Annotated in this window: 16 protein-coding genes and 1 pseudogene; 14 read left to right on the top strand and 3 right to left on the bottom strand. The window is 48.4% G+C overall.

The genetic code is table 11. The features are described 5' to 3' along the window. Positions 1 to 12 precede the first annotated feature (12 nt). The 4 genes and pseudogenes from ABCW45_RS07600 (at position 13) to ABCW45_RS07585 (ending at position 4359) form a co-directional block, all read left to right on the top strand. A complete protein-coding gene (locus ABCW45_RS07600; RefSeq protein ID WP_343220577.1) occupies positions 13 to 417 on the top strand; it encodes a GNAT family N-acetyltransferase in 405 nt (134 codons plus the stop codon). A gap of 13 nt (positions 418 to 430) precedes the next feature. Further along, a pseudogene (locus ABCW45_RS07595) lies at positions 431 to 1435 on the top strand (ABC transporter ATP-binding protein); the annotation flags it as partial. A gap of 126 nt (positions 1436 to 1561) precedes the next feature. Further along, positions 1562 to 4015, top strand: coding sequence for an FAD-dependent oxidoreductase (locus tag ABCW45_RS07590; protein WP_343220576.1), 2454 nt, complete (start codon positions 1562 to 1564; stop codon positions 4013 to 4015). Then, on the top strand, positions 4012 to 4359 hold the full coding sequence (locus ABCW45_RS07585; RefSeq protein WP_343220575.1) for a NusG domain II-containing protein: 348 nt from the start codon (positions 4012 to 4014) through the stop codon (positions 4357 to 4359). Before ABCW45_RS07590 ends, ABCW45_RS07585 begins: the two co-directional genes overlap by 4 nt. A gap of 209 nt (positions 4360 to 4568) precedes the next feature. Here ABCW45_RS07585 and ABCW45_RS07580 read toward each other — a convergent pair whose 3' ends face one another. After that, complete coding sequence (locus ABCW45_RS07580) at positions 4569 to 5129, bottom strand: TetR/AcrR family transcriptional regulator (RefSeq protein ID WP_343220574.1); 561 nt, start codon at positions 5127 to 5129, stop codon at positions 4569 to 4571. A gap of 241 nt (positions 5130 to 5370) precedes the next feature. Between ABCW45_RS07580 and ABCW45_RS07575 the strand changes: the two genes are divergently transcribed. Then, positions 5371 to 6735 (top strand): MATE family efflux transporter, encoded by a 1365-nt coding sequence (locus ABCW45_RS07575; protein WP_343220636.1) that lies wholly within the window; start codon positions 5371 to 5373, stop codon positions 6733 to 6735. A gap of 279 nt (positions 6736 to 7014) precedes the next feature. On the opposite strand, the gene ABCW45_RS07570 is transcribed toward ABCW45_RS07575, so the two are convergent. Beyond that, on the bottom strand, positions 7015 to 7521 hold the full coding sequence (locus ABCW45_RS07570; RefSeq protein WP_343220573.1) for a flavin reductase family protein: 507 nt from the start codon (positions 7519 to 7521) through the stop codon (positions 7015 to 7017). Between the two features lie 262 nt (positions 7522 to 7783). Between ABCW45_RS07570 and ABCW45_RS07565 the strand changes: the two genes are divergently transcribed. From ABCW45_RS07565 to ABCW45_RS07530, 8 genes are all read left to right on the top strand, one after another. Then, positions 7784 to 9307, top strand: coding sequence for a 4Fe-4S dicluster domain-containing protein (locus ABCW45_RS07565; protein WP_117469604.1), 1524 nt, complete (start codon positions 7784 to 7786; stop codon positions 9305 to 9307). Positions 9308 to 9487: 180 nt separating this feature from the next. Beyond that, on the top strand, positions 9488 to 10381 hold the full coding sequence (locus tag ABCW45_RS07560) for a patatin-like phospholipase family protein (RefSeq protein ID WP_343220572.1): 894 nt from the start codon (positions 9488 to 9490) through the stop codon (positions 10379 to 10381). 115 nt (positions 10382 to 10496) lie between these two features. Further along, positions 10497 to 11222, top strand: coding sequence for a tRNA (N6-threonylcarbamoyladenosine(37)-N6)-methyltransferase TrmO (gene tsaA, locus ABCW45_RS07555; protein WP_015554121.1), 726 nt, complete (start codon positions 10497 to 10499; stop codon positions 11220 to 11222). Between the two features lie 50 nt (positions 11223 to 11272). Next, positions 11273 to 11575 (top strand): cation:dicarboxylate symporter family transporter, encoded by a 303-nt coding sequence (locus ABCW45_RS07550; RefSeq protein WP_242990602.1) that lies wholly within the window; start codon positions 11273 to 11275, stop codon positions 11573 to 11575. A gap of 273 nt (positions 11576 to 11848) precedes the next feature. Next, positions 11849 to 13591: a SulP family inorganic anion transporter gene (locus tag ABCW45_RS07545; protein WP_343220571.1), complete on the top strand. Its 1743-nt coding sequence runs from the start codon at positions 11849 to 11851 to the stop codon at positions 13589 to 13591. A 436-nt stretch (positions 13592 to 14027) separates the two neighbouring features. Then, positions 14028 to 14174, top strand: a complete 147-nt coding sequence (locus ABCW45_RS07540) for a hypothetical protein (protein ID WP_015554124.1) — start codon at positions 14028 to 14030, stop codon at positions 14172 to 14174. Positions 14175 to 14381: 207 nt separating this feature from the next. Then, complete coding sequence (locus ABCW45_RS07535; protein WP_117469347.1) at positions 14382 to 15452, top strand: sensor histidine kinase; 1071 nt, start codon at positions 14382 to 14384, stop codon at positions 15450 to 15452. Continuing rightward, a complete protein-coding gene (locus tag ABCW45_RS07530) occupies positions 15442 to 16149 on the top strand; it encodes a response regulator transcription factor (protein WP_015554126.1) in 708 nt (235 codons plus the stop codon). The genes ABCW45_RS07535 and ABCW45_RS07530 overlap by 11 nt, the downstream gene beginning before the upstream one ends. Before the next feature lie 350 nt (positions 16150 to 16499). On the opposite strand, the gene ABCW45_RS07525 is transcribed toward ABCW45_RS07530, so the two are convergent. Further along, positions 16500 to 17369 (bottom strand): polysaccharide deacetylase family protein, encoded by an 870-nt coding sequence (locus tag ABCW45_RS07525; protein ID WP_343220570.1) that lies wholly within the window; start codon positions 17367 to 17369, stop codon positions 16500 to 16502. 165 nt (positions 17370 to 17534) lie between these two features. Here ABCW45_RS07525 and ABCW45_RS07520 point away from each other — a divergent pair, with 165 nt between their 5' ends. After that, positions 17535 to 18152: a CPBP family intramembrane glutamic endopeptidase gene (locus ABCW45_RS07520; RefSeq protein ID WP_343220569.1), complete on the top strand. Its 618-nt coding sequence runs from the start codon at positions 17535 to 17537 to the stop codon at positions 18150 to 18152. Positions 18153 to 18161: the final 9 nt, after the last annotated feature.

Here is an 18161-nt window from a genome sequence, read left to right as displayed (position 1 = left end):
AAGGAGAAAATTATGCTTATATACACAGAAGAAAAGAAATTTACTAAGGAACAGGTTGAGCAGTTATTTTTAGCTGTGAACTGGGTTTCGGGAAAATATCCGGAGCGTTTGTACAAAGCACTTATGAATTCATCAACGGTGCTTACAGTATGGGATGATGAAAAATTAGTAGGGCTTACCAGAGTTTTGGATGACACGGAGATGTTGGCTCAGATTCATTATGTACTTGTTCATCCTGATTATCAGGGGAAGGGCATTGCCGGTAGCATGATAGAACGTATCAAAGAAAAGTATAGGGATTTCTTATATATTGAGGGAATGCCGGAGGATAAAGCTAATGTGCCATTTTATGAGAAGCATGGATTTTCTATTATGGAAAATGGTGCAGCAATACAGATTTGCAATTATAGGGATTAAGTGAAATTTCAGTTTGATGGTGCCGCTTTTATCCTTTATTGGAAATCTTGCCTATGTTGCAGTCTGTGTCACAGGGGCGGTTCTTACTATGAAAGGCAGTATTTCTTTCGGAACAGTTGTGGCATTTATGTTATATATTCGTCTCTTTACGCAGCCGCTGCAGAATATTTCGCAAGCATTAAACAGCGTTCAGAGCATGGCGGCTGCCTGCGAGAGAGTGTTTGAATTTCTGGGTGAAGAAGAAATGGAGGACGAGAGCTGGAAAAAGGCAAATCCGGTTTCTGTGAAGGGGGATATCACCTTTGAACATGTAAAATTTGGTTATCATCAGGAAAAGCTCATTATTCATGATTTTACCAGAACGGTACAGGCCGGCCAGAAAATCGCTATTGTGGGACCAACCGGAGCAGGGAAAACCACGCTTGTCAATCTTTTGATGCACTTTTATGAACTGAACGGTGGAAAAATTACTATTGATGGAATCCCTATCGCTGCGATGAAACGGGAAACGGTTCATAGCCTGTTCGGTATGGTGCTGCAGGATACATGGCTGTTTGAAGGAACGGTGCGGGAGAATCTGGTTTACGGGAAAGAAAATGTTACGGATGAAGAATTAGACAAAATCTGTGATGCGGCAGGAATTTCTGAATTGATCCGTATTCTTCCAGAAGGGTACGATACAATGCTGGGGGATCAGGATAATCTTTCCGCCGGACAGAAACAGCTTTTTACCATTGCCCGTGCCATGGTAAAGGATGCACCGTTTTTAATTCTTGATGAGGCCACCAGCAGTGTGGATACCAGAACGGAACAGCAGGTACAGAAGGCAATGGAAACTTTGATGAAGGGACGCACTAGTTTTGTGATCGCGCACAGATTGTCCACCATTAAGAACGCAGATTGTATTCTCGTGTTAAAAAATGGAGATGTGATTGAAAGCGGTACCCATGAGGAGCTGCTAAAGCAGGGTGGGTTTTATGCGGATTTGTATTACAGCCAGTTTGAGCAGGCATCATAGAAATAATAATGGACAATTATTTCATACTGTCTGATAACGTACATTCTGGAAGAACTGCAGATTGTTGAAAATGCCTTTTACCTGATACGATAGGAATATAGAAGTTATTAACAGGAGGAACAAAGGATGGATAGGAAGCAGGCGAAAGGAGCGGTTCTGTTCTTGGGAATTGCTGCAGTTATCATGGTTTCGGCAGTCTGGTGTTATGAGACATATTTTGTACATAGGATTGAAGACACGCCCAGAACGGTGGATGCAGATGGCTCTGTTTCAGGTACATTTTATGGAACTGGAACAGGCTTTGGTGGGTCAATTCAGGTGACGCTGGCTGTTGAACATAATCAGATCGTTGACTGTATCATCGAGGCGTCCCAGGAAACGCCGGATGTGGGAGGAAAATACATTGACGGTTTTCAGAAAGAAATTGTAGAACAAAACGGTGAGATAGATGCGGTATCGGGAGCGACGTTCACCAGCAATGGCGTGAAGGCCGCATTACAGGATGCCTTAGAATCGGCAGGCCTGGTAGTTGTATCGGACTGTACCATGAAACCGGGAACATATATAGGAAAGGCTCATGGATTCTCCAGCATGGATTATGTGACGGTCAGTGTAAATGTGACCGAGGATACGATTGTTGATCTGAAGCTATTGGACACGTTTCAGGAAAATTCCTCTATGGAAAACCGCTATATGTGTGAAGGGGCGTTTGAAACTTTAGGTTCTGGGATTGTGGCAGAACAGAATGTGAATTTAGACGCAGTCAGCGGAGCTACGGGCAGTTCCAATGGTATGAAAGGAGCTGTGCGCGATGCTTTAAAACAGGCATATGTAGCAGGCGGTGCGGACGAGGAAGAAGCAGAGCAGGCAGTCAACCGGAGTTTTGCGAAGACAGAGACAGGAGAAAAGACAGATAAGGATCAGGTTGTCCGTCTGGATTATGATGTGGTCGTTGTGGGTGCAGGGGCAGCAGGAACAACAGCGTCTCTTACGGCTCTGGATCAGGGAGCGAGTGTATTGAACATCGAGAAAACGTTCCGGTGGGGCGGGCAGTCCATGTTTACCGGAGGACCGAAGGCCTATAACCCTGGCATAACCGATGAAGAAACACAAGCGATTTATGAAAAATATGCAGATACCATTGAAGCGAGCCGTTTTGGTGAAGAAGACAGAAAATGGAACGATGAAGAGTACCGGCAGGAACATAGTGAAGAATATACCCCTGTCAATGAGGAGGCATATAAGGCGGTGGTTCCTGCTTCCGGAAAAGGAGTTGAAACTCTGGTTGCCCATGGAATGAAATTCTCTGTTTCTGAGTTAAATCTGGGAGATATCGATTTTTCAGAGGGAATGCCTGAAATGACAGGCGGTAATGACATTAAGGCGGCAGGAACAGCGTTAGAGGAAGGAGATGCAGAAGCGATTCAGGCGGAGGATGTAGATGGGTTTGGAACATCTGGTTCTGGAACTACATTAAGTTATCTGACCGCACAGAAATATTATGAAAAGGTGTTTGAAGATTTCGTACAGGGCGGCGGAGATTACCTGCTTAATACCACTGCAAAGGAATTAATTTATTCAGATGAGACAAAGAATGAGATTGTCGGAGTGAGAGCCTATTCTGACAACGGAATCACTTACGAGGTTTATGCGAAGGCGGTCGTGCTGGCAACCGGCGGCTACGGTGGAAATGAGGAGTTGATGGAACAGTGGGCTGCCGGAGGCGATGGTTGGATTTATTACGGCTGGCAGGGAAATGATGGAGACGGGATTCAGATGGCGCTGGATGCAGGTGCAAATCCGTATAATCTGGAGGCTTACCCAATGAGTCACCAGCGAATGGGTGCTCAGTTTATCACCTCCTTTGAAGTACAGCAGACAACGGATGGAAGAAGCTGGAGTCCCAATGATTTGACGAATGTCCTCTGTGTAAATCCGGATGGCGTTTATCTCACTACGGATGGGGAAAATTTTATTTCTGAGGATGTGAGCGGATCGATGGGAGGATTTTCCGGAGCGATGGGAACATATTATCTGGGAGCCAGCTTTTACGTGGCATATTCTTCTGAGCAGTTAAAGGAATATAGCGAGAATGGAATTTCTGATCCGGTTATGGGATTCCAGAATACTGGAATGGGAATACCGAAGGATTATCCCCTGGGAGATTGGGTCGAACGGGTGTTGGATACTGCTGTGAGTCAGGGCTGGGCCTGGAAGGTAGATGATCTGGCAGAAGGAAATAAGGTCCTGGGACTTCCAGAGGGAAGTCTGGAGGCGGCTTATGCAGCAGATAATAATGGGCTCAACTGTGCTGATGGTGAATACTTTTATCTGATTAAAGGCGGAAGCCTTGCGATCAGTTCCTGCGGCGGAGTGGAGGTAAACGATCAGATGAAGGCAGTAAGAACAGATGGAACAGTAATAGAGAATCTGTTTATTGCCGGAAATGACGGGCTTGGAAACATTATGGCTACGGGAGCAGAATATCCGATCGGCGGAGATGCGGGCATGTTTGTCATTGGCAGCGGTTCGATTGCAGGGGAAGAAGCGGCAAAACTTTCAAAGGAATTTGAAAGATGATTGGAAGAAAACTGATTTATAAAAGAGATGTGTTTTTGGTTTTGATAATCCTGACAGCAGCATTTTCTCTGATTGTCTGGCGGTATCATACCGCCGGACAGGGGAAAATGGCAGTATTGTCTTATGGCGGAACGGAGACTCTTTCCGTTCCGCTGTGGAAGGATGGAATTTATGAGGCAGAGAGCAACGGAATGAATCTTCATATAGAAGTAAAGGACGGGAAAGCAGCTTTTATAAACAGTCCCTGTCCGGATCACACCTGCGAACATTTTGGCTGGCTTGAGAAGGAAGGAGATATCGCTGTCTGTCTGCCGGGAGCCGCCATCCTTGAAATTTCTAAATAAACGGACATGCCTGCTGACGCAGGCATCACCATTCATGAAAGCCGATTGCTCCGCACCTTTGGTGCTCCCGCAATCGTCGCCAGCATTCGCAATCCGCGCTATCGCGCTCCTTGCTCATACCGGCTTGCCTGTCCGATACCCATGAATTCGCTCATGCAAGCATGGCTCATTCGCGGCTGCCGTCCGGGACTTTCATAGTAAATGGTAAGCTACAATTCATCCGGAAACAGGGCAGTCATCAGATGGTTCTGACAATTGATAATTTCCTGTGCTGAAACAGGGAAATTGTTGGTGATCCACCAGTTTAACATGGAGGAAATACCGCCTGCATAAAAGGCGGCCATGGCTTCCGGCGGGTCCGGAAACTGATGTCCGGCATTTGTTTGCATTTCAATGATTGCGAGAAGATCTTTGTGGCAGTGATTGAAAAAAATTGTCTGGAGTTCTTCTGTTTTGCCATTGATAAAAATGTTTCGGAACAGACGTGCGTCTGCTTCAATCGCAGTGATCATCGCATTGTGCCGGGAACGCGGATCTGCAGATTCTATATCATGCAGAAGCTCCTGTCCGATTTGTTGCATGCATGCGTCTAAAAGAGCAAATTTGTCTTCAAAATGTGTATAGAAGGTAGAACGGCTTATCATGGCTTCTTCACAGATATCACTGACAGATATTTTAGAAAAACTGTTTTTTCGCAGCAATTCCAAAGTGGTCTGTATCATATGCATGCGCGTTTTTGCTACGCGGCGGTCTATTTTTTTATCTTCCATAAGGACCTCACTTTATCTTATCCGTAAAAGCAGATGATTTATCATCAAGATTATACAGAATTTTCATAATGGCAGCAAGAGATTTAAAAAAAATATATAAATGTACAGTTTTGAAAATATGTTCGATAAACTACAATCCACATTCTTTGCTGATTGTTTCTTGTTTTTCTGCCATTTATGATAAAAGAAAAACAGAAGTTCCCGGAAAAGAGGGAATCTGTATCGAATCATGTGATTGGAGATGTTTGGAATGACTAAAAGAAATGTAAAAATGGCGTCATATGATGAGCAGCCGGTTTTAAAAGCAGTCCTGCAAAATGCAGTGCCGGCGATCGCGGCAATGATTATGGTTTTGATTTACAATCTGGCGGATACTTTTTTCATCGCACAGACGAAAAATGACTATATGATTGCAGCAGTATCTCTGGCAACACCGGCTTTCCTGATTTTTATGTCTTTGGGAACCTTGTTCGGTATGGGAGGAACTTCGGTAATCTCCCGAGCCATGGGAGAGGGACGAACAGAGTACGCGAAGAAGGTTTGCTCATTCTGCATGTGGGCATGTGTAGCGGTTGGAGTTGGCTGCACACTCTTTTTCTGGAGTTTTATGGATGAAATCCTTGTGTTTCTGGGAACAAGCCCTGAGACAGAACATTATACCAGAAGCTATCTGATGATAGTGGCTGGGTGCGGAGTGTTTTCTCTGATTTCTAATTGCTATACCAATATCATCCGGGCAGAGGGGGAGTCCACGATTGCTATGGGCGGAACCTTGTTGGGAAATCTGGCAAATGTAGTTTTAGACCCGATTATGATAACCGGTTTTGGCTGGGGCGTGGAAGGAGCTGCCATTGCTACGGTTATTGGAAATGTGATAGGAGCCCTGTTTTATTTGATTTATTTTTGGAGAGGAAAATCAAAACTAAGTATCCGTATGAAGGACTTTTCGGTTAAGGACGGTATCTTAACCGGTGTGCTGGCGATTGGCATTCCAGCCTCTCTGGCAAATCTGTTAATGAGTGTTTCACAGATTATCATAAATAGCATGATGGCACAATATGGTGATATGGAAGTGGCAGCTTATGGCGTTTCAGCAAAGGTGTTAATGGTAGTATCACTGATTGGAATTGGTCTGGGACAAGGAATACAGCCCTTATTAGGTTTTTGCTACGGCGCAAGAAACGGCAAACGATTTTATTCTATTTTAAAGACAGCGGCTGTGTTCGGACTTTGTATCTGTTTTGCGGTAACGGCAGTTTGTCTGGTATTTATCCGGCCAATCGTAACGGCATTCCTTACAGATAAAAACGCATTGGAGTACGGAATCGAGTTTTCACGCATCCTGCTTTCTACCGGATGGCTGTTTGGACTCTTTTATGTACTTGTTAATGCTCTTCAGGCGATGGGACAAGCAAAGCCCTCCCTGATTGTGTCAGTGAGTCGCCAGGGATTGATTTACATTCCGGCAGTATATCTTATGGGAACGATGTTCGGAAGAACTGGACTGGTATGGGCGCAGCCGGTGGCCGATGTACTTTCACTGATTATGGTTGTATGGCTTTTGGCCAGGACTATAAAAAAGTGTTCGCTGCTTTCTGTAGGATAAGTTTCGAGGATAGAATAGTGGAAGAAGATAAAAAAAGAGGGGATGTGTATTGACAGATAAGAGCGTGGTTGCTTTTGCGTGTGAAGGACTTTATGTTAATTATTTAGAGCAGGTTGTAAGTTATAAAGGAAATGATAAATGCATAAAACGAAAAAGACCTGCAGAAATGTATGAAATCTGCAGGTCTTTTTATGTTGATATAGATTATCGGAATCTACCGGCTTGTGCCGACCGGAATTATGCGCCAAGTCTCACACACGTCCGGCTGGAAACGCAGAATTATTCTCTCACAAGAACTTTTGTGATCTCTGCGATATAAACGGTGTGGTAATCTTTCTCCGGATACCATTTTTCATCGTTTTCTTTTGCGATGAAGTTCTCCGGGCGGATCTCATCCTCGTAGAGCTTTTTGCAGACGAAGACCATGTCTGCTTCCTCGAAAGCTGCTGTACCGTCAACAAAGTACGGGGTCAGACCGGCTTCTTTGACCTTATCGCAGTCACGGCCGGATTTGGAACCGCAGATGGAGAGTGCCTGTTTGTGCTCCGGTCCGTAGAAGGACAGGGTAAAGATATCGTTCGCGTCGACGAATTTCTTTGTGTAGCGCTGCGGGCGGATATAGCAGGTGGCAACATTTTTGCCCCAGAGGACGCCGAGACCGCCCCAGCTTGCTGTCATGGTGTTACAGCCGGATTCGTCGCCAGCGGTGATGAGCATCCACTCAGAACCGATCTTTGTGAAGGGATTAAAATTCAGACTTTTGATATCAGCTTCTTTGAATGCCATGGAAAAATCTCCTTTCAATGATAAAACTGCAGTAACTGTTCCGTAGATCTTCGCAGTTACAAACTACTTTTATTATAGAATGAGATAAAATAAAATGCAAATGCTTTGTATCCTGAGGGCTGGTTTATGAAAAAAACTGTGCAGGGTGCGGAAAAATTCATGAATGAAAAAGAAAATTATGCTTGAATGAACGTAATATAAGTGTTATATTTTTAACAAGACAGAGAAATCCATGAGGACGATCATGATTGGAGGAAAGCATATGAGAGGTGTAGAGACAAGGATCCAGGAGATCCGTCACCGGATCTTCCGGGAAGTAGCAAGAATGGCGTACCATACGGAATGGCCGGTGGACAAACGAATCGAGGAACTTCCTTATAAGATCATTCCGGGAGAAGTTGGAAATTTCAGGAACGATGTTTTTTTGGAGAGGGCGATCGTGAGCGAGCGGCTCCGTCTTGCCATGGGACTTACATACCGCGGGGCATCGGACCCGGCACCGGTATCCCAGGGGATCGAGGAGGCGGATAAGCCGGAGACATACTACACGCCGCCGCTCATCAATGTGATCAAATTCGCCTGTAACGCGTGTCCGGAAAAGCGGGTCTATGTGACAGACGGCTGTCAGGGCTGCCTTGCCCACCCATGTGTGGAGGTGTGTCCGAAGGACGCAGTGAGTCTGGACCGCACAAACGGAAGATCCAGGATCGACCCGGATAAGTGCATCAAGTGCGGACAGTGCGCGAATGTCTGTGCCTACCATGCCATCATCATCCAGGAGCGCCCCTGCGCGGCGGCCTGCGGCATGGATGCTATCCACTCGGACGAGAACGGAAAGGCGGATATCAACTACGACAAATGCGTCTCATGCGGACAGTGCCTCGTGAACTGCCCGTTCGGAGCCATTGCGGACAAATCCCAGATCTTCCAGGTCATCCGCGCGATCCAGACAGGTGAGAGAGTGTACGCCGCTGTGGCACCGGCATTTGTCGGTCAGTTTGGCCCGAAGGTAACACCTGGAAAGCTGAGGGCGGCCATGAAAGCCCTGGGCTTTGCGGACGTCTTTGAGGTCGCCATCGGCGCGGATCTCTGTGCGGTGCAGGAGGCGGAGGACTTTGTGAAGGAAGTTCCGGAACAGCTGCCGTTTATGGCGACATCCTGCTGCCCGGCATGGTCCATGATGGCGAAAAAACTGTTCCCGGACTACGCGAACTGTATCTCCATGGCGCTGACGCCGATGACGCTCACCGCGCGACTCATCAAGAAGAAGCATGAGAAGGCGAAGGTGGTCTTTATCGGACCCTGCGCGGCGAAAAAACTGGAAGCTATGAGAAAAACTGTGCGGAGTGAGGTGGATTTCGTCCTGACCTTCGAGGAGATGGCGGGAATCTTTGACGCGAAGCATGTGGATATCGAGAATATCGCGGAGGATGAGGGCGGAGTCAGCGCGGCATCCAGGGACGGAAGAAACTTCGCGGTTGCCGGCGGCGTCGCGAAATCCGTGGTGGACGTGATCGCCCAGATGTACCCGGACAAGGAGATCAAGGTGGCGAACGCCGAGGGCTTAAAGGAGTGCAAGAAGCTGTTACAGCTCGCCAAGGCAGGAAAGTACAACGGATACCTGTTGGAAGGAATGGCATGCCCGGGCGGGTGTGTGGCAGGCGCCGGAACGATGCAGCCGGTGAAGAAATCCCAGACGGCGGTCTCCTTATATGCCGCGAAAGCCGGTCATGTGACCAGCGACAGGACGGAATATGTAAGCGAGCTGGAGAAACTGGTGGACTAAGTGCGTGGCAGCTTGTTCTGCCGGTTCAGAATGCAAAGCAACAGATTAAAGAGTTATCAAATAAAAGCGGCTTCCTTGACGGAAAGCCGCTTTCATTGTAAAATACGTACTTGACGCGTCTTTTCGTGGAAAGATCCAGCAAAGACATGTCACAGTGAGCAGGAAAGGAGGAACTTTAAGATGAATCAGAAGATGGGAAGAAATAAGAACAAAACAGGACTTGTGCTGGAAGGGGGCGGTATGCGCGGCATATACACGGCGGGAGTTCTGGACGTATTTCTGGATGAGGGCCTTACCTTTGACGGGGTGATCGGCGTTTCGGCGGGAGCGGTTCATGGGTGCAGTTTCCTTTCGGGACAGAAGGGAAGAAGTATCCGGTATTATAAAAAATACTGTGCGGACAAGCGGTTTATGAGCACCGAAAATCTGATCAGGACAGGAAATTTTGTGGATACTGATTTCTGCTACCACGAACTTCCAGAGATCTTGGATGTTTATGATTATGACATGTTTAATAAAAATAAAGAACACACCGATTTCTACGCGGTCTGCAGCGATGTTGAGAAGGGAAAACCGGTCTACGCGAAGCTTCACGATATGAAACGTGATATCGACTATATCCGTGCATCAGCGTCGCTTCCATATGTGTCAAAGTTTGTGGAGCTTGACGGCAGAAAACTGCTTGACGGCGGATGTACGGACAGTGTACCGGTGGAAACATTCCGGAAACTGGGATATAAGCGCAATGTTGTGGTCCTCACGAGAGATTCAGGGTACCGGAAAAAGCCGGAAAATACCTGGATGGCGGATATTGTGTACCATAAATACCCGAAGTTCGCAGAGGCGCTTAAGAACCGGGCTGTCGAGTACAACATGAGTATCCGTAATATCGAAAAGCTGGAAAGGGCGGGCGAAGTTTTCGTGATCCGTCCGAGCGTTCCTCTTACGATCCCGAGGATCTGCAAGAGCGCCGAGGAGATCGAAAAGACATATCAGATCGGTGTCATGGACGCGAAGAAGATGATGGCGGATCTGAGAAAATGGCTGGAAACGTCAGATGGATCAGAAGGGTGACGGAGCAGTCATGAAATGGTGAAGCCACCAGAGAAAAATAATTATGCGGGAGCGCCCGGTCTGCTTTATGGGCAGATGACAGAGTGGAAAACAGACTGATAAGGGGGAGAAAGATATGGCAGCAGGAAAAAAAGAAAATCAGAACGCGGACCATATGATCCGACCGGTGGCGTATATCCACACGGATTTCCCGACAAAATTCGGAATTCCGAGACAGAGCGGCCTGACGGGTGATCTGGAGGCGAAGATCGTCTTTGAGCCGGAATTTTCCAATCCTGAGGCCATCCGGGGAATCGAAGAGTTCTCCCATCTCTGGCTGATCTGGGAGTTTTCGGAGAACGTCAGAAAGCCGGGAAACTGGTCAGCGACGGTGCGTCCGCCGAGACTCGGGGGAAACATGAGAGTCGGTGTGTTTGCCACGAGATCCCCGTTCCGTCCGAATCCCCTGGGACTTTCCGTCGTGAAGCTTAAAAGAGTGGAATACCTGGAAAACGGCGCTCCGGTCTTAGTTGTCACGGGGGCGGACATGATGGATGGGACGCCTGTCTTTGACATCAAGCCCTACGTCCCCTTTGCGGACAGCCACCCGGAAGCGAAGGGCGGCTTCACGGACCAGACGAAAGAGTACGGGCTTGCGGTGGAGATCCCGGAAAAACTTCTGGAGTTCCTGCCGGAAGAAAAGCGGGATCCGCTCCGCGCAGTTCTGGCCCAGGATCCCCGCCCGTCCTACCAGGAGGATCCGGACCGGGTTTATGGCATGGAATTTGCCGGATATGAGGTGAAGTTTACCGTGTCGGAGAAGGTTCTCCATGTGAAAAGTGTGGAGAAATGTACTGTTTGAGCAGTGCAGAAAAATGATTTAGAAGAAAAAAGTTATGGACAATGATCGTGATGACGATCTTTGTTGTCGCCATCGGTTCCCTTGGAATCGCAGGTATCCCTGGAACAGCGACCATGGCTGCTTCCGTCGGACTTTCCGGTGTCGGCATGGGCGCCCAGTTCGGTATGGTCAGTCCGATCTTAGCCATAGACCCGATCATCGACATGCCGAGAACCATGATCAACGTCACCGGTTCCCTGACGAATGCACTTGTTGTAGATAAGATGATGGGAAATCTGAATCTGGATGACTACAATGATATGAGTTTAAATACTCTGGACAGCAAAGCAAACAAGGAAAGCGCAGAGAAATAAAATAGCTGCAAAGAAGCGTAAATTCCCCGTGTGTATCTGTAAGGCAGGTATGCGCGGGGGATTTTTTGCGGAAAAACAGTGGTGATTTCCGTAAAATGGGCATTTAAGTATGAATTTAACATGCAAAAATGTTAAATTCATAACTATATCCGCTAAAAATTCGAAAAAACTGGACAGTCTCATATTTTCCTGTATAATAAATACTCGTGGTCTTTTTTCGGGACCAGACAGTTACTTTTACACACACAGGTAAGAAAAAGGAGAATATTGAGTATGGAAAAAATACGTCCAATGTTGTTCACAACATTGAAGAAGTATTCCGGTGCCCAGCTGATGTCTGATGTGGTAGCAGGTATCATCGTAGCCATCATTGCCCTTCCGTTGTCCATCGCGCTGGCACTGGCGTCCGGCGTAGGTCCGGAGCAGGGAATCTACACGGCCATCGCGGCAGGCTTCGTGATCTCATTCTTAGGCGGCAGCCAGGTACAGATCGCAGGTCCGACAGCAGCCTTTGCTACGATCGTAGCCGGCATCGTGGCGAGAAGCGGCGTGGAAGGTCTGGCAGTCGCAACGATCCTGGCAGGTATCATCCTTGTTATCATGGGATTCTGTCAGCTTGGTTCCTTGATCAAATTTATCCCGTTTACGATCACCACCGGATTCACCTCCGGTATCGCGGTGACCATCGTGATCGGACAGTTAAAGGATTTCTTCGGTGTCACATACCCGGCAGGCATGGAGACCATCGAGACCATGCAGAAGTTAAAAGCTTTCGCCGCAGGTTTCGGAACCATGAATGTTCATGCGGTGATCGTAGGTCTTGTCTGCCTTGCGATCCTCATCGTGATGCCGATGATCACGGAGAAGATCCCGGGATCCTTAGTGGCAGTCATCGCAGGTATCGTGATGGTAAAATTCCTTCCATTACAGGTTAACACCATCGGCAACCTCTACAGCGTCAGCAACGCGCTCCCGGCGTTCCATATGCCGGCGTTCAGCTATGACGTGATTCAGGGCTCTTTATCGGATGCCTTCACCATCGCAATCCTGGCAGCCATCGAGTCCCTGCTTTCCTGCGTCGTTGCAGACGGCATGATCGGCGGAAAGCACCGCTCCAACACAGAGCTTGTGGCCCAGGGTGCAGGAAATATTGTTTCTGCTTTATTTGGCGGAATCCCGGCAACCGGTGCGATCGCACGTACAGCGGCAAACATCAAGAACGGCGGACGCACTCCGGTAGCCGGAATGGTCCATGCTGGCGTCCTTCTTCTGATCCTTGTGATCCTGATGCCGTACGCAAGCTGGATCCCGATGCCGACCATCGCGGCGATCCTGTTTATGGTTGCCTACAACATGTGCCAGTGGAGAACATTCGCAAGACTCGCAAAGACGGCACCGAAGAGCGATATCGCAGTTCTTGTGATCACATTCTTCTTAACGGTAGTCTTCGACCTTGTCGTAGCCATCGAGGTGGGCATGGTGCTTTCCTGTCTGCTGTTCATGAAGCGTATGAGCGACGAGATGGGAGTCAGAAGCTGGCTCCATGTGGAGGAACTTGAGGAGCAGAAGCGCGAGGAAGAGGAAGCTGCCAAAGGCGCGAAAAAGGCAAATGCGATTCCTTCTGTAGAGGAAGCGCAGCTGAAGGCGGCGGCAGAGGAGATCAACCCGGCAGAGCTTCGCCAGATCCCGATGGAGCTTGCGGTCTACGAGCTCACAGGACCGTTATTCTTCGGCGCGGCTGACCGCATCAACCAGATCACAGTGGGGGAAGGCACAAGATGCCTGATCCTGCGCATGCGTGCGGTTCCGGCAGCCGACAGCACAGCCATGAACTCCATGACAGCCCTCTACGAGCGCTGCAAAAAGAACGGAGTCACCCTGATCCTGTCCCATGTCAACGAGCAGCCGATGCGCGCGATGGAGAAAGCCGGATTCGTGGATCTCGTGGGAAGAGAAAATTTCTGCAGGAATATTGAGGAAGCCCTTGACCATGCGGACAAGATGCTTGAGAAGTAAATAAAACGCGGAGACAGATTTTCTGCGCAAGGCTGAAAAGAGCTGTGTGACTATATGGGGGTCAGCAGCTCTTTTTAGCGTTTGTAGGGAAGACCAGACTGCAAAAATTAAATGATATTTTTGAAAAAGTCTGTTAAGATGACGCAAAACGCGAAAAATACATACAAAAGTTACAAAAATCCTGACGAAATATATTGTACATGTTATTTGCAAAATTCGTGTTAAGGAGAAAAAATAAGCGATTAAGCGGCGGCTAAAAAGCAGGTAAAAAGGTAGCGGGGATAAAAATTCTGTGATATATATGGTTCGACTTAAAAACAGGAGAGAAATTTCATCCTGTCAGATTAAAAACATCCCGAAAAAGAAATTTGGCAAAGATTCTTTGCAGGAAACAAAAGCGGGGTGGATTAAAAGAAGAGTTTGGGAGGTCTATATCATGGCTAATTTATTTTCGATCCTTTTCATCATCCTTGTTGCAATTGTAGGCGGTATTCCAACCATCGTGATCACGGGTTATATTCCGGTCATGATCGCGCAGAAGATTTACAGAAAAGTGAAGTACGGATATTCTTTATATCGTTAAAATAAAAGGATGGCTGACTGGATGCTCGAAAAACCGGCAGTGTAATCTGAACAAATATCATCAAGACGGGTGACTTTTCGGAAAATTATCTGCAATCTTAACACGATTTTAGCAGAAATTATGTTATAATGAATCCAAAAGAAGAACAAGTGATAAGAATGGCAGCAGTTGTTCTTCATGGATCATAAAAAAACCGGAGGTTCCCCTATGAGCACAAAAGTCAGATCAGTGTTAAAGAACAGCGGGATCGCGTTCGGGATCCTGGGAATCGCGACGGCATTTTGTTTTCTTGTCCAGCGGATCTCAGAATCAGACACGCACGTCCCGCTGTTGTTCGTTTTGGCGGTGCTGTTTGTGTCCCGCTTTACGGATGGATATGTTTATGGGATCGTCGCATCGATCATCGCTGTGTTCGGCGTGAACTATGTATTTACGTTCCCGTATTTCAAACTGAACTTTGCGATCACAGGATACCCGCTGACCTTCGTTGCCATGCTGGCTGTGGCCTGCAGCGTCAGCGCCCTGACGACCCAGATCAAGAAACAGGAGCAGATGCGGCTGGAGGTTGAGCGGGAAAAGATGCGGGCAAACCTCCTGCGAGCGGTCTCCCACGATATCCGCACCCCGTTGACGTCGATCGTCGGCTCTGCGTCCGGGATCATCGACAACTATGACGCACTCTCTAAGGAAAATATCCTGGAACTCCTTGAGGACATGAAATCCGAGGGTCAGTGGCTCGTCCGGATGGTGGAAAACCTTCTTTCCATCACGAGGATCGGGGATGGAACCGCCAGGATCGATAAGGAAGATGAACTGGTGGAGGACGTGATCAGCGGAGCGATCACGAAATTCAGAAAACGATTCCCGGATATCGAGGTAGTCCCGAAAGTGCCGGAGGATGTCCTGTTTGTGCCTATGGACGCGATCCTGATCGAGCAGGTGATCGTAAATCTCCTGGAAAACTGCGTGCTCCACGCGGACGGTATGACAAAGATCTGGTTGATCGTGACGGAGGACGGGGACCAGGTGAAATTCTCTGTTGAGGATGACGGTGCCGGAATCAAGGAGTCCGCTCTTCCGAGAATGTTCGACGGAAGTTTCCAGTCGGAGGACGGAAAAGAGAGCGATTCCAAGCGAAATATGGGAATCGGACTTTCGGTCTGCATGACCATCGTAAGAGCCCACGACGGAATCATGAAAGCAGAAAACAGAAAAGAAGGCGGTGCCAGAGTGATGTTCTGGCTGCCGAAAGGAGTGGACACGGAATATGGAGATTAAAGACAGAGTGCTGGTCGTGGAAGACGACAAGAGGATCAGCAATTTCATCAAGACAGTGCTGGAAGCGAACAATTACGATGTGATCGTCGCGCAGACGGGAGCGGAGGCATACAGCATGGTGACCTCCCAGTGTCCGGACGTGGTGATCTTAGACCTCGGTCTGCCGGACATGGACGGCATGAAGATCTTACAGGGCGTGCGGGAATGGTCCGCGATGCCGGTGATCGTTGTGTCGGCGAGAACCCATGAGAGGGATAAGGTGGAGGCGCTGGATCTCGGAGCTGACGATTACATCACGAAGCCTTTTGGAACATCCGAGCTTCTCGCAAGGATCCGCACCGCGATCCGTCACACAAGGTCTGGGATCCCGAATCAGCCGGGCGGACAGACGGGAGTTTTTAAATCCGGCGGATTGACCATCGATTATGACAAGCACCGCGTGTTTATCGACGGTGTGGACGCGGGACTGACCCAGAACGAGTATAAGATCGTGAGTCTTCTCGGAAAATATGCTGGAAAGGTCATGACCTATGACTATATCATCAAGGAGATCTGGGGACCGAACATGAAGAACGACAACCGGATCCTGCGCGTCAATATGGCAAATATCAGAAGAAAGATCGAGAAGAATCCGGCGGAGCCGCAGTATATTTTTACAGAGGTCGGCGTCGGATACCGGATCGTGGAGCCGGATTAGGACAGGATGGCGTGTTGCAGCGGAAAGTGAATAAGCTATGGTAAAACACCTGCTGTGTCCTCTGTAAATTTAGAGGGCAGCAGGTGCTTTTTGTGTAATAGGAAATTCCGAGGAATTCCCTATTACACAAAAGGCACTAACGTGCCAATGATGCGCACTCGCGCGAAGATGTAGATTGTCGCAAGCGACCGCGCGAGGCGCGAGAATATGCCAAGGCACATTCTTTTTATATTATATGTTCGAATAAAAGTTACGTTTACAGGTGCTGTCAGTATGCGTGAAAATGTCAGTTTTCGCTGTATGAAGCTGGTGAACGCTGCAAATCGGGGGGATTGTAGAACCTGTTGAAATCATTGTGTGGCAGCAGCCTTCTGGACAAGTTCATCCAATGTCCCGAACCGGTAGCTCATCTCCTCCCACTTCGTCAGCAGCTCATCGAGGATCGCCGCGTTTGTGGAGGAAGTACTGTGCAGAAGCACGATGGCACCAGGATGGATGCGCCCGAGAAGCTTTTTGAATGCTTCCTCCTTTGTGGGCTGTTTGTCCTGATACCAGTCCACATAGGCGAGACTCCAGAAGAAGGTCTGATAGCCGAGAGCTTTTGCCATCTGAAGATTCGCTTTGCTGTACTTTCCCTGGGGCGGCCGGTAGTATTTCCGCATGTTCTCTCCTGTGATCTCTGTGTAGCTTGTTTCGAGGCTTGAGAGCTCTTTCGCGAAGCTTTCCGGATCGCTGATCTTCGACATGTCCGGGTGGTGGTATGTATGGTTTGCGACAATATGCCCCTCGGAGACCATGCGTTTTACGAGGTCCGGGCTGGTCTCCAGGTAGTTTCCGACGACGAAAAACGCGGCGGGAACCTGATGCTTTTTCAAGGTGTCCAGGATCATGGGGGTATTGCCGTTCTCGTATCCGGCGTCGAAGGTCAGGTAGATGACTTTCTCGCCGGAAAGATCGGCGTACCAGGCATTGTACTGCTTTAATTCATCTGCCGTGGCGTTAGCGACAGGCGGTTTTCCATCCTGCTGGAATGAGAGTCCCCAGTTTCCGTCCGCAGATGCCGGGACTGACGGAATGACGGTGGCGGCGAAAGCGCCGAGGACGTAGGAGAGGGGGAGTAAGATGAGAGCCAGAAGAAGTGTGGCTGGACGGCTTCCTGCGAAAGCCTGGTCATGATCGCGCGGGAATTCTTTTAAAAGACAGAAAAATGGAAATTTCATGAAATGATATCCTTTTCATGTGATTCCAGAGACGTGCAGATGTCTCATGGAATTGCTTTTTATAATATATTCCACCCCAGATATTTGTATTCCATCGCAAAATGTGGTAAGATGTGTTGGTGCGCGTAAAGCTGCCGGTTCGGCAGTATGAAAGGAGAGAAAAAATTGAAGATCAGGATCCGGAGGATTCTTTTTCCAATACTGTTCTGTCTGGCGGTAGCATGTGTCATTGAACTTCCGCTTGCGCAGACAACGATTTTCGGGGACGACGTGATCTTATGGGATACCTTGTTCCGCTCAGTCATCGCGGTTCCGATGCTGGTACATCTTTATAGAGAGGATTCGGTGTTCAGGGGAAAAGAACACTGGAACGGAAAAATCGCGGCTGCGGCATTTTTCAGTGGCGCAGGAATATCTCTGGCGTTCGGCCTTGCGGTGAGAGCGTTTCAGATCTCTGGCGCGGCCCTGGCAGATGAGAGCCTGTTCACAGGAAATCTGTGGCTGGAGACTGTGGTGCTTTTGGCGGCATCCCCGATCCTTGAGGAATATTTTTTCCGCGGCGTTCTCTATGGAAGATGCAAGGAGCTTGTATCCGCCCCGGCGGCAGCATTTATGACCGCGGCGTTTTTCGGTGTGTTCCACTGGGAACTTGTGCAGGGAATCTACAGCTTCTTTATGGGGCTGATCCTGGCATATCTTATGGAAAAAACGAACACTGTGAAGGCACCGGTGGTGTTCCATTTCGCGGCGAATCTGGCGGCACTTGTTCTGGAGGTTTTTTAGGACAATAAG

It is taken from the genome of Pilosibacter fragilis (genome assembly GCF_032490495.1).
Lineage (GTDB): Bacteria > Bacillota > Clostridia > Lachnospirales > Lachnospiraceae > Pilosibacter > Pilosibacter fragilis.
Note: the sequence above shows the minus strand (reverse complement) of the source record. Positions and strands in the feature narration are given on the sequence as shown.

Coding starts and splice junctions, on each gene's coding strand:
- ABCW45_RS07545 (WP_343220571.1), top strand. CDS start 11,849: ATGGAAAAAATACGTCCAATGTTGTTCACAACATTGAAGAAGTATTCC.
- ABCW45_RS07570 (WP_343220573.1), bottom strand. CDS start 7,521: ATGGCATTCAAAGAAGCTGATATCAAAAGTCTGAATTTTAATCCCTTC.
- ABCW45_RS07585 (WP_343220575.1), top strand. CDS start 4,012: ATGATTGGAAGAAAACTGATTTATAAAAGAGATGTGTTTTTGGTTTTG.
- ABCW45_RS07535 (WP_117469347.1), top strand. CDS start 14,382: ATGAGCACAAAAGTCAGATCAGTGTTAAAGAACAGCGGGATCGCGTTC.
- ABCW45_RS07600 (WP_343220577.1), top strand. CDS start 13: ATGCTTATATACACAGAAGAAAAGAAATTTACTAAGGAACAGGTTGAG.
- ABCW45_RS07550 (WP_242990602.1), top strand. CDS start 11,273: ATGACGATCTTTGTTGTCGCCATCGGTTCCCTTGGAATCGCAGGTATC.
- ABCW45_RS07580 (WP_343220574.1), bottom strand. CDS start 5,129: ATGGAAGATAAAAAAATAGACCGCCGCGTAGCAAAAACGCGCATGCAT.
- tsaA (WP_015554121.1), top strand. CDS start 10,497: ATGGCAGCAGGAAAAAAAGAAAATCAGAACGCGGACCATATGATCCGA.
- ABCW45_RS07525 (WP_343220570.1), bottom strand. CDS start 17,369: ATGAAATTTCCATTTTTCTGTCTTTTAAAAGAATTCCCGCGCGATCAT.
- ABCW45_RS07530 (WP_015554126.1), top strand. CDS start 15,442: ATGGAGATTAAAGACAGAGTGCTGGTCGTGGAAGACGACAAGAGGATC.
- ABCW45_RS07575 (WP_343220636.1), top strand. CDS start 5,371: ATGTTTGGAATGACTAAAAGAAATGTAAAAATGGCGTCATATGATGAG.
- ABCW45_RS07565 (WP_117469604.1), top strand. CDS start 7,784: ATGAGAGGTGTAGAGACAAGGATCCAGGAGATCCGTCACCGGATCTTC.
- ABCW45_RS07560 (WP_343220572.1), top strand. CDS start 9,488: ATGAATCAGAAGATGGGAAGAAATAAGAACAAAACAGGACTTGTGCTG.
- ABCW45_RS07590 (WP_343220576.1), top strand. CDS start 1,562: ATGGATAGGAAGCAGGCGAAAGGAGCGGTTCTGTTCTTGGGAATTGCT.
- ABCW45_RS07540 (WP_015554124.1), top strand. CDS start 14,028: ATGGCTAATTTATTTTCGATCCTTTTCATCATCCTTGTTGCAATTGTA.